Below are 14932 nucleotides of genomic sequence, written 5' to 3'. Positions count from 1 at the left end.
CAGGGCAAAGGACCGGACAAGCAATCACTCACCGCGCCAGTTCCTTCAGCCCGAAACGAATGAGCTTCGAGGCATCGGCGTCCTCGCCGGCCGTCTTCAGCGCCGCCGCGACAGCATTGGCTGCGGTGTCGCGCGAATAGCCGAGATTGACCAGCGCCGAGACGGCGTCGGTGATCGGCGCCGGCGCCACGCCTTCCCCGAGTTCCTGCTTAAGGCCGATGGCGCCGGAGGCGGTTCCGGCATAGGCCGGCGCCTTGTTCTTCAATTCGGTGACGATGCGCTCGGCCACCTTCTTGCCGACGCCGGGCGCGCGGCTGACCATGGCGATGTCGCGCAGCGCGATCGCATTGGCGAGGTCGACCGGCGCCAGCGTCGACAGGATGGCCAGCGCCACCTTGGCGCCGACGCCTTGCACATTGCTCATCAAGAGCCGGAACCATTCGCGCTCAAGCACCGATTGGAAACCGTAGAGCCGGATCATGTCCTCGCGCACATAGGTCTCGATGAACAGCACCACCGCCTCGCCGGGCGAAGGCAGCGCGGCCAGCGTGCGCGCCGAGCAATAGGCGACATAACCGACGCCGTGCACATCGATGAGGCAGAAATCCTCGTCGATCTCGTCCAGCGTGCCTTTCAATTTGCCGATCATGCGTGATCCCTCATGCCAGCGCCATCCTGTAGGCGACGCTTTGCCGGTGATGCGCGTGGCAGATGGCGATAGCTAGCGCGTCGGCGGCATGTTCGGTGTCGAAAACGGCTTTCGGCAACAGCACCTTTACCATCATGTGGATTTGCTTCTTGTCGCCATGGCCAACGCCGATCACCGCCTTTTTGACGGCATTGGGGGCATATTCGGCGACGACAAGGCCGGCACGCGCCGGCACCAGCATGGCTATGCCGCGCGCCTGGCCGAGCTTCAGTGTCGCCACCGCATCCTTGTTGACGAAGGTTTGCTCGACGGCCGCCTCCTGCGGCATGGCCGCATGCAGGATCTCGGCCAGCCCGTCATGCAATTGGCAGAGCCGTGTCGCCAGCGCCGCCTTGTCGTCGGAGCGTACAGTGCCGGAACTGATAAAGCGCAGCGAGTTGCCGAGGCTCTCGACGATGCCCCATCCGGTGCGCCTCAGCCCCGGATCGATACCGATAATGCGAATCGCTTCCCTCATGCGCGAAGTCTACCTCCGGCGCACAGCGATGTCAGGGAAATGTGAACAAACCGGAAACGGGAAGCGTTTAACCTCGAGCGAAAGCCGTATTCAGCAGCGTGATCTGGTCGGAAACCGGATTGGCGCGGCGGCCTGTTACCGGCGTCTCGGCAAACGCGCCGCCATAGATCTCTTCGTCCATGCGGCGCACCAGCGCCTGCAGGCGCAGCGAGCGGGTGACGAGGTCGAGGAAATCCTTCGGCAGTTCGCCCCAGCCGACCGCTTCGTCATGCGCCGAGGCGGTGTCGAGACGCACCTTGGATTTTTCCGAGGCGACCTGGTCGCGGGTCATCTCGCCGGAATTTGCCGCCCGCTGCAAAAGCAGCCAGGAGGCGACCTGCATCAGCCTTGTGGTCAGCCGCATCGATTCGGCCGCATAGAGCGTCGCCGCCAGTCTGGACAGCTTCTTGGCCTCGGCCCGGCCCTTGCCGTCGAGATATTCCGCTGCTTGCTCAACCAGGCCCATTCCTTCCTGGTAGAGCGGTTTGAAGGATTGGGAGAAAACCCGGCGTTCCGCCAGCTTGATGGTTTTCGCGCTGCCCTTCGAAGGCTCGTTCATCGATACGCCCCTGCACTGCCCCGTCGGCTGATTCGGCTTCATCGCCGTAACGCCGGCACCCTAGATGACTGAAGCTTGAAAATGCGCTTCGCCGCCGGTGAAGGCAAGCACATGTTTAACAAACGGTTAACGCCTGCGCAGGGGCGCCAAGCGGACCAGAAGCAGACAAAAAAAGAGCCGCGGATAAGGCGGCTCTCAGGAGTTTAACAGGGAGGCGTCAAACGAAGTGGCTCCAACCACTCGGTAAGAATCCAGATCACTGGATGGACATAGTAAACACCTGTAAAGCTTAATGAACCCTTAACGGCGCGGACATTTCTTGATCGACCGCTGCCCTTCTGTGCCGTATCAGCACAACGGCCCCCTAAGCCTGATCGTCGGCTTGTTCATGCCTTCTTCCACACAGCCGGCAAGGAAATGAAGGCGAACAGCAGCATTGCCGCATAAAAGCCCATCGAGGAGGAAGCCAGCACCGGCTCGATCTCCGGATGGCCGGCAAGTTCAAGGTAAAGCCCGATCATCAGTGCGATGCCGCAGATTGCCGTCAGCCAGAAATGCACGACCGCAATCGTCTTTTGCCCGACCGCTGGAAACAGGTGGTAGAAGAAAGCAAACACCGCCGACATCAGCCAGCCCGCCACCATGGTGTGCGCGTGGGTCGGCATCTGCCCATGGTCATTGGAGATCGCCATATGCAGGCCGAGCGCCATGCCGCACAGGGAATAGATGACGGCCAGGGGTGAAGAAATTTCGTGCTACGCCTTGCATGGGATACCCTCGTTGGTTGCTGCAGACTTGGTCCGACCGCGCGCGGCCAAAATGGAGCGTCGGTCGCGAGCGGCTTAGTCCCCGCAGGTTTCAGGATCATGCCGCGAAACCAGCCAATGCCGACACGGCGTCCATCCGGCAAATGCCGGGTATTGTGCGGGCTGCGGTAAAATCCGGCGACGGCGCCACCGCAACAAGCCGGCACCCACGCGGCATCTTCTGGATACATGTACGGAGATAATCCGCCCTCCTTCGGAAGCAGACGCGCGAAAGCAGCGTTTACCCCCGGAACGATGCACAAGGAGCGGCAATGGACTCGTATTCTCTCTTCAAATTCCTGCATGTCATGGCAGCGATCCTCTGGCTCGGCGGCGGTTTCGCCATGCTGCTGGTTTCGATACTCGCCGATCGCGCCGGCGACGACGAGACGCTGATGGTCATGCTGAGAACGACGGACAAACTCGGCTTGCGTCTGTTCGTGCCGGCGTCCGTCGCGACCCTGGCTTCTGGCCTGGTGCTGACTTCGCTATGGACCGGCTTCTCCGACCTTTGGGTCGTCATCGGCCTTTGCGGCTACGCCGCCGCGTTTCTGACCGGTATCCTCGTGCTGAAGCCTTCGTTCGAAAAGCTTGCCACAATGCTTGCCGCGGACGGCATGACCCCGGCTGCCATAGCGTTTGGGCGCCGCATGATACGGATCGTCAAGTTCGATTTCGTCATCATGATCGTCGTCGTCGCCGACATGGTGCTGAAGCCGACCGCGCACGACATCGCCACTCTCGGCGCAATGGCGGTCGTGGTCATGGGTGGTGCATCGCTGACCTTTGCGAGCGCCCCGCGAACCAAACCGGCAGCCGCCTGAGCGGGATTTAGAGCAGGCCGGCGATCCCGTCCCAAAGCAGCTTGACCGCGACCACGGCCACGGTCGCGTAGGTGAAGGGATAAAAAATCTCCGGCCGCATGCGCCGCACCAGCCAGGCGCCGGCGATGGTGGCCAGCGGCGCCAGCGGCATCAGCACGGCCGACGCCGTCAGGTTGGCGGTGTCGAACTGGCCAAGCGCGAAGTAGGGGATCAGCTTCAGCGCGTTGGTGGCGGCAAAGAAGATCGCCGATGTCCCCGACAGCACCTTCGGATCGAGCCGGATCGGCAGCGCATAGACCTGGAAGGGGGGCCCGCCGACATGGGCGACGAAGCTTGTGAAGCCGGCGACGGTGCCCCAGAAGGCGGCGGCGATGCGGTTGGGCGCCGCCGCATGGTCGGAACCGTGGCGGAACTGGAGATAGAGCCAGCGCAGCACGAAGATCAGCGCGACAGCGCCGACGATCAGCCGCACCATCTCTTCGGTTACGAGCGCTGCCGTCAGCCAGCCGAGCCCAATGCCGATCACCGCGCCCGGCATCATGTCGACCAGCATCTTTCTGTCGTAGACGCCCCACCACGTCCACACCGAAACGATGTCCATCAGGCACAGGATCGGCAGCAGGATGGCCGCCGCCTGCACCGGCGGCATGGCCAGCGCCATCAAAGGCACGCCAACGAAGCCGACAGCGCCGCCGAAGCCGCCTTTCGACAGCCCGACAAGTATCACCGCCGGAATGGCGGCGGCATAAAACCACGGATCGGCGAGCAGACCTGACATGAACTGGAAATGCTGGAGGGAAGACGATTGCCCTGCAATAGCCCAGAAACCCTTGCGCCGCGACCGGGAAAATGCCGGCCGTGTCGATCAACTGTGCGTAAAGCGACGGTTCCGGATTTACGGCAAGATCGCCGCCGATGCATAAAGGCGCCGTCCGATGCATCAGGTTTTGACCCCAGGTTTTGGCCCCAGGTTTTGACCCCAGGTTTTTGACCCCAGGTTTTTGACCCCAGGTTTTTGACAATGAGCGAACCCCACATCCGCCGCGCCGAAGCGGCCGACCTGCCTGCCATCGTAGCCATGCTCGCCGACGATCCGCTTGGCCTCAGCCGCGAGGATGCGACCGAGCCACTCGCCAAGGCCTATCGCGACGCCTTTGCCGCCATCGACGCCGACCCCAACCAGTTTCTTGCCGTGATGACGGATAGCGGCCGCGTCATCGGCACGTTGCAGATCAGCTATCTCGCCGGGCTGTCGCTGCAGGGCGCCTTGCGCGGCCAGATCGAGGCTGTGCGCGTCGTCGCAGACCGCCGCGGCGAACGGCTGGGACAGCGTCTGCTGGAATGGGCGATCGAACAGTGCCGTGAACGCGGCTGCAAGATTATCCAGCTGACCACCAACAAGAGCCGCCAGGACGCGCATCGCTTCTATGACCGGCTCGGCTTCAAGGCCAGCCACATCGGTTACAAATTGGAGCTTTAGTTCAGTGGCGGCGGACGGCGCCGGATCGGCTGCGCCTTGATGATGGCGGTGCTGGTCTCCGCCTTGTCGGCGATGCGGTCGAGAAGCTTGTCGAGCTCGCCGATGGAGCGCACGTAGAGCCGGGCCACGAAACAGTCGTCGCCGGTGACCTTGTCGCATTCGCCGAATTCCGGGATCTCCTCGATCAGCTTCTGCACGATGTGCAGCTTGCCCGGCAGTGGCCGCACCCGCACGATCGCCTGCAGCGGAAACCCCAGCGCCTCCGGCTCGATCTCGATGGTGAAGGCGCGGATGACGCCGCGTTCCTCGAGCCGCCGCAGCCGTTCCGAGACGCTCGGCGACGACAGCCCGACCTGCTGCGCCAGATCCTTCAACGAAGTCCGCGAATCCAGGATCAGGATGTCGAGAAGCTTTCTGTCCAACTCGTCCAGCATTTTCATCTCCTAGCAAAAGGGCAGCGCGCGCCTTATTAAATAAGGTGTTGTGCGCTTATCACCTTTCATAAGGCATATAAACCCTCAAGGCGGCATGAGATTATGGCCTCAACAGATAGAGGTATTGTCATGGACAACACGGTACGCGGCACGATCGAGATGACGGCGGCGATGACGATCGTCGGCACGATCGGCTGGTTTGTCGTCATGTCGGGCCAGCCCGTCATGGACGTGGTGTTCTGGCGCTGCGCTTTCGGAGCGGTGGCGCTGCTGATCACCTGCGCGGCACTCGGGCTGCTGCGCGGCAGGCTGACGCTGCGCATTGTTGCCATCGCCGCTCTTGGCGGCGCGGCCATTGTCATCAACTGGCTGTTGCTGTTCAGCGCCTTCTCCCGCGCCTCGATCTCGATTGCCACGGCGGTCTACAACACGCAGCCCTTCATGCTGGTCGGCTTCGGCGCGCTGTTCTTCGGCGAGCGGCTGACCCTGGCCAAGCTGACCTGGCTCGGCATCGCCTTCGCCGGCATGCTGCTGATCGTGCAGACAGGGCCCGATGCGGGTGTCGGTTCCGGCATAACCGGCACAGATTATGTCATCGGCATCGTCATGGCGCTCGGAGCGGCCTTCTTCTGGGCTGTCGCGGCAATCGTCGCCAAGAAGCTCAAGGGCACCCCGCCGCATCTGATCGCGCTGATCCAGGTCTGCGTCGGCGTCGTCATGCTGGCGCCCTTCGCCAACCTCTCGCATTTGCCCGCAGATGCCTGGAGCTGGGCCATGCTGGCCACGCTTGGCGTCGTTCACACGGGCCTGGTGTACATATTGATGTACGCCGCCATCCAGAAACTGCCGACGCATCTGCAGGGGTCGCTGTCCTTCATCTATCCTGTCGTGGCGATCCTGGTCGATGTCATGGCTTTCGGCCACCGGCTGCATCCGGCCCAGCTCGTCGGCGCCGCCGCGATCCTGGTCGCCGCCGCCGGCATGAACCTCGGCTGGACTTTGTGGAAAGCCAAACCAACGGTCGAAAGCCCGCAAGCCGTCAAATGAGCGGCAGAGCGTCTTCTTGCGGGCTATCGTAAACCAAAGCCATCTCATCGATCCCCGCCCGCCTGTTCAAGGCGGGCGCTTTGTTCTATGCCGCAATGCAACCATCTTCGCCCGGCATAGGCGAAACCCGGGATCGAAAGCCATGAACGACGCAACACCCCCCAACCGCTGCCGCATCGTGCTGATCGCACCCAAGGACGCTCCGGCGCAGCGCATTGCGGCTGCCTTCGACGGCGGTGATATCGCTTCCCTGATCCTGCCTGAGAACGGCATGGACGAGGCTGCCTTCCAGGCCTTCGCAGAACAGATCGTACCGGCCGCGCAAGCGGCCGGCATCGCCGTCGTCATCGCCGGCGATACCCGCATTGCCGGCCGTGTCCAGGCCGACGGCATTCATGTCGAGGTTTCCAAGGACGCGCTCGCCGAGACCATCGAACACTTCCAGGGCAAGATGATGGTCGGCGCCGGCGGCGCCAAGACGCGCGACGACGCGCTGGAACTCGGCGAAACCAGGCCCGACTACATCTTCTTCGGCCGCTTCGGCTACGACAACAAGCCGGAACCGCATCCGCGCAACCTGTCGCTCGGGCAATGGTGGGCGGACGTGATTGAGATCCCTTGCGTCGTCATGGCCGGTTCCGCCATCGCTTCGGTAGAAGCGGTGGCCGCCACTGGCGCCGAGTTCGTGGCGCTGTCCAGCGCCGTCTTGGCCGAAGGCGCCGATCCGAAGGCGGCGATTGCCGCCGCCAATGCGCTGCTCGACCAAACCGCGCCGCGCTTCGAGGGCTGACGTGCGCCGACCTGGACTTCCTCTCGCGGTTCTCGTTGCGGCCTTGATGAGCGGGGCAGCGATCGCGGCGGAAACCGTTCCGCTGCCGCAGCCGAGGCCGGACACCAGCGCGCCCGCCCTCAGCGTGCCGGATGCGGTCGCCCCCGATACGGGTGCCCCGAAAGCCGGTGCCACGGATTCCGGCGTCCATATCGAAAAGCCGATCGACACCCCGCTGCCGCAGCCCGCGACAACCGCGCCGCTGCCGTCGGCCGACGCGATCAACCCAGAGCGTTTCGGCGCCAAGCCGGCGGACCCCGCCTATGGCGCTTTCCAGCGCGGTCTTTACAAGACCGCCTACAATCTGGCGCTGGTGCGGGCCAAGAATGGCGACCCGGCGGCGCAAACGCTGGTGGCCGAGATCCTGTCGCGCGGGTTGGGCGTGCCGCTCAACCCAGCGGAAGCCGCCAAATGGTATGCGCAGGCCGCCGAGCAGGGGATTCCTGAATCGCAGTTCCAGTATGCGCTGATGCTGCTCGACGGCCGCTACGTCAAGAAGGACGAGAAGGGAGCTTATGCGTTGATGCAGGCCGCCGCCGAGGCCGGCAACCGGCTGGCGCAGTTCAACTTCGCGCAATTGCTCGTGCAGCAGGATCCGGGCGCGGCCGCCCCCCCCAGGGCTGTGCCTTATTATGAGCGTGCCGCGGCGACAGGGCTTGCCGACGCCCAGTATGCGATGGCGCAGGTTTATGCCAATGGCGTCGGCGGCAAAACCCGCGACGATGCAAAGGCCCGCAGCTTGCTGGCACAGGCTGCCAGGCAGAACTACGACACCGCGCAGATCGATCTTGCCGCCTGGATGATCGAGGGCCGGGGCGGTGTTCGCGACCTGAAATCCGGCTTCAACTGGATGAAGCAGGCAGCTGAAGGCGGCAATGTCGCTGCCCAGAACCGGTTGGCAAAGCTCTATATGGGCGGCATCGGAACCGACCCCGACCTGATCCTGGCCGGGGCCTGGTATGTGGTCGCCCGCCGCGCCGGCCTTATCGATCCGGAGATGGACGATTTCCTGCAAGGGCTGACCGACGATCAGACAAAGCAAGCCTTGCAGAAGGCCAACCGCCTGCCCTGACACGCAACGTCACTGTGTATGATCCAGCACGACCTTGCCGAAGGGAGAGCCGTGTTCGAGATGGCGAAAGGCCTGCGCTGCCTCTGCCCATGGGAAGACCCGGTCGATCACCGGCCGCAGCCGATTGACGGCGAGCGCCCGGTTCATCGCTTCGAAGGACTCGCGCGAGCCGACCGGTATGCCGCGTGCTTTCACCTGGCGTCGGAAGATGTCGAGCGGATTGATCACCCCTTCGCTGCCGCCGAGATAGCCGATGACGTTGATCTGGGCGCCGCGCGCCGACGCCTTGAGCGACTGCGCGAAACTCTGGGGACCACCGACTTCGATGATGTGGTCCGCGCCGCGGCCATCGGTCAGCGCCAGCACGGCCGACGACCAGTCCGGATTGTCGCGGTAGTTGATGCCGTGATGCGCGCCAAGCCCCTTCGCCCGGGCAAGCTTCTCATCGCTGCTCGACGTAACAATGACGCGCGCGCCGGCCGCCCTTGCCAACTGCACGGCAAACAGCGACACGCCGCCGGTGCCGAGGCTGAGCACGGTTTCGCCTGGCTTGAGCTTGCCCTCGGTGAACAACGCATGCCAGGCAGTGACCGCGGCGCAAGGCAACGTCGCCGCCTCGACATCGCTGAGCTGCGCCGGGGCGATGACCGCCGCCTGTTCGTCCAGCCGGGCGAATTCGCTTAGCAGCCCATCGATGGGGCCACCGCGCTGGTATGAGGGTTCGGCCATGGCGAAGCTGCCGCCGACCCATCGCTGCCAGAACGTGCCGCAGACCCGGTCGCCGACCTTGAAGCGGCTGACCTCGGAGCCAACCGCAACGACCTCGCCGACGCCGTCGGAAAGCGGCACCAGCGGCAAGGGGAATGTCGTGTGATAGCTGCCGCGCGCGATCTCGACATCGCGGTAGTTGAGCGCCGTCGCCTTGACGCGGACGATCATCTCCTGACGGCCGGGTTCCGGCGTTGGCCGTTCGACCATCATGAGATTGTCGATGCCGCCTGGGCTCTGCAGTTCGATTGCCTTCATTGTCATTGTCCTTCCGTTTGAAAGGAAAATCGCTTGCCAGGCGGTGGATTTCAAATTCATAATGTTCAGAATGATTATGCTTGCAAAACATCGTTCTGACTATGCTTGAGGAATTGCGCACGCTCGCCCTGTTTGCCGAGGAGGGCTCGATCCAGAAGGTCGCCCGGCGCCTGCCGCTGACGCAGCCGGCTGTGACCCGGCAAATCCAGCGGCTGGAGGACATGCTTGGCACGACGCTGCTCGACCGCCGGCAAAAGCCGCCGCGACTGACGCCGACGGGGCTGGGAGTGCTGGCGCGCGGACGCGATATCATCGCTTCCGTAGAAGCGCTGAAATCCTTCGCCGGAAAGACCGAGCCGGAAGGTCTGTTCCGCCTTGGCCTCGCTCATGGCCTCTCGGACCGCGACATCGCCGGGGCCATCGCCAACGCCGCGGCGGCGTTCCCGAAAGTGTCGCTACGGCTCAAGACCGGCTGGAGCGCCGAACTGATCGATCAATTCGAACGCGGCGAGCTCGATGTGACGATTGTTCTGCGATCGTCGGACAAGCCAGGTCCGGAAGCGCTTGGCACTGAACGTCTTGGCGTCATAGCTGCGTCCACCGTCGCCGATCCGGAAGACGGTGGCCGGACACCCATGCCGTGGGTGCTTAGTCCGGCACCTTGCGACGCGCGCCAGAAGCTCACGTCCGTTCTGGTCGGCGGAAGGCGTTATTTCGAGATCGCGGCGGAGATACAGGATCCGGCCTTGCAGATGGAATGGGTCCGTCGGGGGCACGGCCTTGGGCTAGTGCCGTTGCGTCTTGCAAGGCGCGGACTTCCCGACGGCCTCATGCTGGTCAACACGGAAGATGTCGACCTTTCCTTGCAGGTCGCCGCACTTCGTTCGCCTCATCTCAACCGGCAGACTGAGGCTGCGGACGCCATCGTCGAGGCCGTCGGCAAAGTCATTGCGGCCCAGGTTTGAGGCTACCAGCCCTTGTCGGGCGATCTGGCATCCCTTGCCTCTCCTGCCGATTTGTGGTCTTGGGAGCCCGAAATCGCTTATCCAGCGACCATCCTCATATCAACGGCCAAGCCGTTGCTAGCATCCCGGATCAATCTCATCATGGCCAAGATCAATGGCAACGAAATCCGTCCCGGCTATGTCATCGAGCACGATGGCGGCCTTTGGGTGGCGGTCAGGACCAACACCGTCAAGCCCGGCAAAGGCGGCGCCTACAACCAGGTCGAACTTAAGAACCTGATCAACGGCACCAAGCTCAACGAGCGCTTCCGCTCAGCGGAGACCGTCGAGCAGATCCGGCTCGATCTGAAGGATTTTTCCTTCCTCTACGCCCAGGACGACGCGCTGGTGTTCATGGACACGCAGAGCTACGAGCAGCTCGAGCTGGCGAAGGATTTCGTCGGCGACCGCGCCGCCTTCCTGCAGGACGGCATGATGGTGACGGTCCAGCTCTATGAGGACAGGCCGATCGGCATTTCGCTGCCCGACCAGGTGACGCTGACCATCACCGAGGCCGACCCGGTGGTGAAGGGCCAGACGGCCGCGTCCTCGTACAAGCCGGCGGTGCTGGAAAACGGCATCCGCGTGCTGGTGCCGCCATTCATCGGCGCCGGCGAACGCATCGTCGTCGACACCAACGAACTCACCTACATGCGCCGCGCAGACTGACGCGTAGGCAGGAACAGATACGATGGCACGCTCCGCACTTCTCAATGTCATGGTCCAGGCCGCCATGAAGGCCGGCCGCTCGCTGTCGCGCGACTTCGGCGAGGTGCAGAACCTGCAGGTGTCGATGAAGGGACCGGGCGACTATGTCAGCCAAGCCGACCGCAAGGCCGAGGACATCCTGTTTGCCGAACTGTCGAAGGCGCGGCCGGGCTATGCCTTCCTGATGGAAGAGCGCGGCATGATCGCAGGGGACGACGACCAGCACCGTTGGATCGTCGACCCGCTCGACGGCACCACCAATTTCCTGCACGGCATTCCGATCTTTTCCATCTCGATCGCGCTGGAGCGACAGGGCCAGTTGGTCGCCGCCGTCATCTACAATCCGGCAATGGATGAGCTCTACACCGCCGAGCGCGGCGGCGGCGCATTCATGAACGATCGCCGGCTGCGCGTTGCCGGCCGCAGCAAGCTCACCGACTGCGTCATCGGCTGCGGCGTGCCGCATCTCGGCCGCGGCCAGCACGGCAATTTCCTCGTCGAGTTGCGCAATGTGATGGCCGAGGTCTCGGGCGTGCGCCGCCTGGGTTCCGCGGCGCTCGATCTCGCTTATGTCGCGGCCGGCCGCATGGACGGCTTTTGGGAAACCGGCCTGTCGGCCTGGGACATTGCCGCCGGCCTGCTGCTGATCCGCGAGGCCGGTGGCTTCGTCTCCGACATGGATGGAGGCCAGGATATGCTCGAGGCGGGTTCGCTCGTCGCCGGCAACGAGGTCATCCAGCGCGCGCTGCTCAAGGCGGTGAAGAAGCCGTTTTCGGCGCGCTGATCACTTGGCATGCCGGCGCGGCGTGCTGAAGCGCCGCGGTCGCAAAACCGCAATCAAAGCTTGAAATACTGCCCGGCGGCCGCCCAGATAAGGGTGACGCAGGATTTTTTATGACGAGCATACCTTCACTATCCTCGCGAGAAGCGCAGCCAGACCAGCCAGTTGAAATCCCTTATGTCGGGCGTTGGCACTACTCGCGTGCGGAGATGATCGCCGATGGCATCGTCCATGCGGTCGGCATCGTGCTGGCGATAGCAGCCGGCTCGGCCTTGCTGGCACTGGCCGCCTTCCATGCCGGTCCCGGCGAATACATCGCCGCCGCCTTCTTTGTGGTGTCGCTGCTGACTGTGCTGTCGATTTCGCTGACCTACAATCTGTGGCCGGTGACGTCGCCGGCGAAGTGGATCTTGCGGCGCTTCGATCATGCGGCGATCTACCTCCTGATCGCCGCGACCTACACGCCCTTTCTGGCCCAGCTCGACGGCTCGCCGCTGGCGCTGCCGATGATTGTCCTTGTCTGGACCGCTGCTTTGACCGGCATTGCCATGAAAGTGTTCCTGCCCGGCCGCTTCGACCGTCTGGCCATTGTCTTCTATCTCGCCATCGGCTGGAGCGGCGTCGTCCTGGTCAAGCCGCTGGTGGCGACGTTGCCGACGACTTCGATCGCGCTGATTGTCGCCGGCGGCATCGTGTACTCCTGCGGCGTCATCTTCTTCGCCTGGAAACGCCTGCGCTTTCACAATGCCCTCTGGCACGGCTTTGTCGTCACCGGCGCCGGGCTGCATCTTGCCGCCATGGTCGACTGCCTGGTCGTCAACCGCCTCTGAACGGCGTGGTGCGGCCCGACAGTCGGGCAATATTGCCAAGCGCCATTCAATTTGGTCACAATTCCGTTTAGAGTCGCGAATTACGTGATCGGCGGCACTGGAGCAGTTCCAGGGAAGTATGAGCGGCTTCCCGTTCGGAATTGCGTCAAGGCAAATAGAGCATCGGAAACGGGGCACGGATGGCTTTTCTCAGATCCTTCGGCGTGGGCAGGCGTTCTGATGTCCTGATGTACGATCCGCACAAACTGTCGAGCCCGCAGGTCTTCCTCCTGACCATGGTCATCTTCCTGGTCATCGTCGCCTTCATCGCCGCCATCCTCACCCGCCAGATCTCGACCGCTTTCGGGAGCAATCCCGGCCTCAATGGCCTCATCGTCGGCGTCCTTGTGGTCGGCATCCTGCTCGCCTTCGCCCAGGTCGGACGACTGTTTCGCGAAGTGCGCTGGGTCAATTCCTTCCGCGCCGGTTCCGAAACCACCGAGCCGGTGCTGCTGGCGCCGATGAAGGCAATGATCGGCCGCTCCTCGACGGTCGCCTTCTCGACGTCTTCGATGCGCACCATGCTGGATTCGATCGCCACCCGCCTCGACGAAAGCCGCGACACCTCGCGCTATCTCGTCGGGTTGCTGGTGTTCCTCGGTCTGCTCGGCACCTTCTGGGGCCTGCTCAACACCATCGGCTCGATCCGCGAAACCATCGAATCGCTCGATCCCGGCACCGGCGACGCCGCCGCCGTGCTCGATTCGCTGAAGCAGGGGCTGTCGGCGCCGCTGGCCGGCATGGGCACGGCCTTTTCGTCCTCGCTGTTCGGTCTTTCCGGGTCGCTGGTGCTAGGCTTCCTCGACCTGCAGGCCGGCCGCGCCCAGACCCGATTCTATACCGAGCTTGAAAACTGGCTGTCCTCGGTCACCGATCTCTCCTCCGACATCGCCGTCGCCGACCCGGCCAAGACTGAATCCTCCGACGAGATCCGGGTCCTGTCGGAACGGCTGCGCAGCATGCAGGAAAGCGGCGGCGGCTCCAATCCGCGCGTCGCCACCGCCATGGCCAATCTCGCCGACGGCATTTCCGGCCTGGTCAAGAACATGCGCTCCGAGCAGCAGATCATGCGCGACTGGGTCGAGGCCCAGTCGGACGAGCAGAAGGCGATGCGCAACACGCTGGAAAAGATCGCCGACGCGCTGAAGAAACCCGGGGTCCACTAGCATGGCTCTCGCCAGGGGCCGGCGCACCGATCGCCGGATCGACTATTGGCCGGGCTTCGTCGACGCGCTGTCGACGCTGCTGCTCGCCATCATGTTCCTGCTTACCGTTTTCGTGCTGGCGCAGTTCCTGCTCGGCCGCGAACTCTCCGGCAAGGATACGGCGCTCACGCGCCTCAACTCGCAGATCAACGAACTGACGCAGCTGCTGGCGCTGGAGCGTTCGACCGCGCAGGACAAGGACGATTCGCTGGCCAATCTGCAGGCGTCGCTGTCGGCGGCGGAAGCAGAAAGGAGCCGGCTCGAGCAGTTGCTGGCGCAAGGCGCCGGCGCCGGCGACGCCGCCAACCAGCGCGCCGCGGAGCTCGGCGGCGAACTCGACAGCCAGCGCCAAATCAGCCAGCAGGCGCTGAGCCAGGTCGAGATCCTGAACCAGCAGATCGCGGCACTGCGCAAGCAGATCGGCGCGCTCGAGGACGCCCTCAACGTGTCCGAAACGCGCGACCGCGATTCCAACACCAAGATCGCCGATCTCGGCCGTCGGCTCAACGTCGCGCTGGCGCAGCGCGTGCAGGAACTGAACCGGTACCGCTCCGACTTCTTCGGCCGCCTGCGCGAAATCCTCGTCGATCGCGAGAACATCCGCATCGTCGGCGACCGCTTCGTCTTCCAGTCGGAAGTTCTGTTCCCGACCGGGTCGGAAGTGATCAACGATGCCGGCAAGGTCGAGATGAAGAAGCTCGCCGATGCCATCATCGAGTTGCAAAAGGAAATCCCGCCCGAGATCAACTGGGTGCTGCGCGTCGACGGCCACACCGACAACAAGCCGCTGTCCGGCGCCGGCCGCTATCGCGACAATTGGGAATTGTCGACGGCGCGTTCGACCTCGGTGGTCAAATACCTGATCGAGAACGGCGTGCCCGCCAACCGGCTGGTTGCGGCCGGCTTCGGCGAATTCCAGCCACTCGACCCCGCCGACACCGAAGACGCCCGCAACAAGAACCGACGCATTGAACTGAAGCTCACCGAACGGTGATTTTCAGTCACGCGAAATTGTTTGCCGGCTCAACTCTAGGGCGCAACGCCAAGCCGGCAAGGCCTGAAAACATTATCTTTCTTTAACTA

General features: G+C 63.5%; 17 protein-coding genes and 1 pseudogene. 11 read left to right on the top strand and 7 right to left on the bottom strand.

Going from position 1 to position 14932, the window contains the following annotated elements:
* Window positions 1-28 precede the first annotated feature (28 nt).
* From ruvA to NKI15_RS18410, 4 genes and pseudogenes are all read right to left on the bottom strand, one after another.
* Entirely contained in the window at window positions 29-649 is a 621-nt protein-coding gene (gene ruvA / locus NKI15_RS18425; RefSeq protein WP_352514818.1) for a Holliday junction branch migration protein RuvA, read from the bottom strand.
* A gap of 10 nt (window positions 650-659) precedes the next feature.
* Window positions 660-1166 (bottom strand): crossover junction endodeoxyribonuclease RuvC, encoded by a 507-nt coding sequence (gene ruvC / locus NKI15_RS18420; RefSeq protein ID WP_023668769.1) that lies wholly within the window; start codon window positions 1164-1166, stop codon window positions 660-662.
* Between the two features lie 67 nt (window positions 1167-1233).
* Window positions 1234-1764, bottom strand: coding sequence for a protease adaptor protein RcdA (rcdA, locus tag NKI15_RS18415; RefSeq protein ID WP_023688956.1), 531 nt, complete (start codon window positions 1762-1764; stop codon window positions 1234-1236).
* A 386-nt stretch (window positions 1765-2150) separates the two neighbouring features.
* Window positions 2151-2532, bottom strand: a pseudogene (locus tag NKI15_RS18410) (hypothetical protein).
* A gap of 310 nt (window positions 2533-2842) precedes the next feature.
* On the opposite strand from NKI15_RS18410, the gene NKI15_RS18405 reads away from it, so the two are divergent.
* Entirely contained in the window at window positions 2843-3394 is a 552-nt protein-coding gene (locus NKI15_RS18405; RefSeq protein WP_352514819.1) for a DUF2269 family protein, read from the top strand.
* A gap of 7 nt (window positions 3395-3401) precedes the next feature.
* On the opposite strand, the gene NKI15_RS18400 is transcribed toward NKI15_RS18405, so the two are convergent.
* Window positions 3402-4172, bottom strand: a complete 771-nt coding sequence (locus tag NKI15_RS18400) for a sulfite exporter TauE/SafE family protein (protein WP_023668765.1) — start codon at window positions 4170-4172, stop codon at window positions 3402-3404.
* Between the two features lie 243 nt (window positions 4173-4415).
* Here NKI15_RS18400 and NKI15_RS18395 point away from each other — a divergent pair, with 243 nt between their 5' ends.
* Entirely contained in the window at window positions 4416-4874 is a 459-nt protein-coding gene (locus NKI15_RS18395; protein WP_352514820.1) for a GNAT family N-acetyltransferase, read from the top strand.
* Here the strand turns inward: NKI15_RS18395 and NKI15_RS18390 are convergent.
* Window positions 4871-5308, bottom strand: a complete 438-nt coding sequence (locus NKI15_RS18390) for an Lrp/AsnC family transcriptional regulator (protein WP_023747291.1) — start codon at window positions 5306-5308, stop codon at window positions 4871-4873. The genes NKI15_RS18395 and NKI15_RS18390 overlap by 4 nt on opposite strands.
* Before the next feature lie 129 nt (window positions 5309-5437).
* On the opposite strand from NKI15_RS18390, the gene NKI15_RS18385 reads away from it, so the two are divergent.
* From NKI15_RS18385 to NKI15_RS18375, 3 genes are all read left to right on the top strand, one after another.
* The gene (locus NKI15_RS18385; RefSeq protein WP_023684172.1) at window positions 5438-6355 is read left to right on the top strand and encodes a DMT family transporter; all 918 of its coding nucleotides are present in this window, start codon (window positions 5438-5440) and stop codon (window positions 6353-6355) included.
* Between the two features lie 142 nt (window positions 6356-6497).
* Window positions 6498-7145: a thiamine phosphate synthase gene (locus NKI15_RS18380; protein ID WP_023747292.1), complete on the top strand. Its 648-nt coding sequence runs from the start codon at window positions 6498-6500 to the stop codon at window positions 7143-7145.
* 46 nt (window positions 7146-7191) lie between these two features.
* A complete protein-coding gene (locus NKI15_RS18375; RefSeq protein ID WP_352886504.1) occupies window positions 7192-8256 on the top strand; it encodes a tetratricopeptide repeat protein in 1065 nt (354 codons plus the stop codon).
* A 9-nt stretch (window positions 8257-8265) separates the two neighbouring features.
* On the opposite strand, the gene NKI15_RS18370 is transcribed toward NKI15_RS18375, so the two are convergent.
* A complete protein-coding gene (locus NKI15_RS18370) occupies window positions 8266-9282 on the bottom strand; it encodes a zinc-dependent alcohol dehydrogenase family protein (protein WP_023742241.1) in 1017 nt (338 codons plus the stop codon).
* 80 nt (window positions 9283-9362) lie between these two features.
* On the opposite strand from NKI15_RS18370, the gene NKI15_RS18365 reads away from it, so the two are divergent.
* The 6 genes from NKI15_RS18365 to NKI15_RS18340 all read left to right on the top strand — a co-directional run bounded on the left by NKI15_RS18365 (window position 9363) and on the right by NKI15_RS18340 (window position 14843).
* Window positions 9363-10247, top strand: coding sequence for a LysR family transcriptional regulator (locus NKI15_RS18365; protein ID WP_023747294.1), 885 nt, complete (start codon window positions 9363-9365; stop codon window positions 10245-10247).
* A gap of 141 nt (window positions 10248-10388) precedes the next feature.
* A complete protein-coding gene (gene efp, locus NKI15_RS18360) occupies window positions 10389-10955 on the top strand; it encodes an elongation factor P (protein ID WP_023668757.1) in 567 nt (188 codons plus the stop codon).
* 22 nt (window positions 10956-10977) lie between these two features.
* Window positions 10978-11778 carry an inositol monophosphatase family protein gene (locus tag NKI15_RS18355; RefSeq protein WP_352514822.1) on the top strand — a complete coding sequence of 267 codons (801 nt, stop codon included), beginning with the start codon at window positions 10978-10980 and terminating at the stop codon, window positions 11776-11778.
* A 206-nt stretch (window positions 11779-11984) separates the two neighbouring features.
* A complete protein-coding gene (gene trhA / locus NKI15_RS18350) occupies window positions 11985-12605 on the top strand; it encodes a PAQR family membrane homeostasis protein TrhA (RefSeq protein WP_023694587.1) in 621 nt (206 codons plus the stop codon).
* Window positions 12606-12784: 179 nt separating this feature from the next.
* Window positions 12785-13810, top strand: coding sequence for a MotA/TolQ/ExbB proton channel family protein (locus NKI15_RS18345; protein ID WP_023668754.1), 1026 nt, complete (start codon window positions 12785-12787; stop codon window positions 13808-13810).
* Between the two features lies 1 nt (window position 13811).
* Window positions 13812-14843 (top strand): peptidoglycan -binding protein, encoded by a 1032-nt coding sequence (locus tag NKI15_RS18340; protein ID WP_352514823.1) that lies wholly within the window; start codon window positions 13812-13814, stop codon window positions 14841-14843.
* The last annotated feature ends 89 nt before the right edge of the window (window positions 14844-14932 follow it).

Origin of the sequence: Mesorhizobium sp. M0862 (genome assembly GCF_040319795.1) — a bacterium.
In the GTDB taxonomy this organism is placed as follows: Bacteria; Pseudomonadota; Alphaproteobacteria; order Rhizobiales; family Rhizobiaceae; genus Mesorhizobium.
This window is presented reverse-complemented; position numbering and strand designations above follow the sequence as displayed.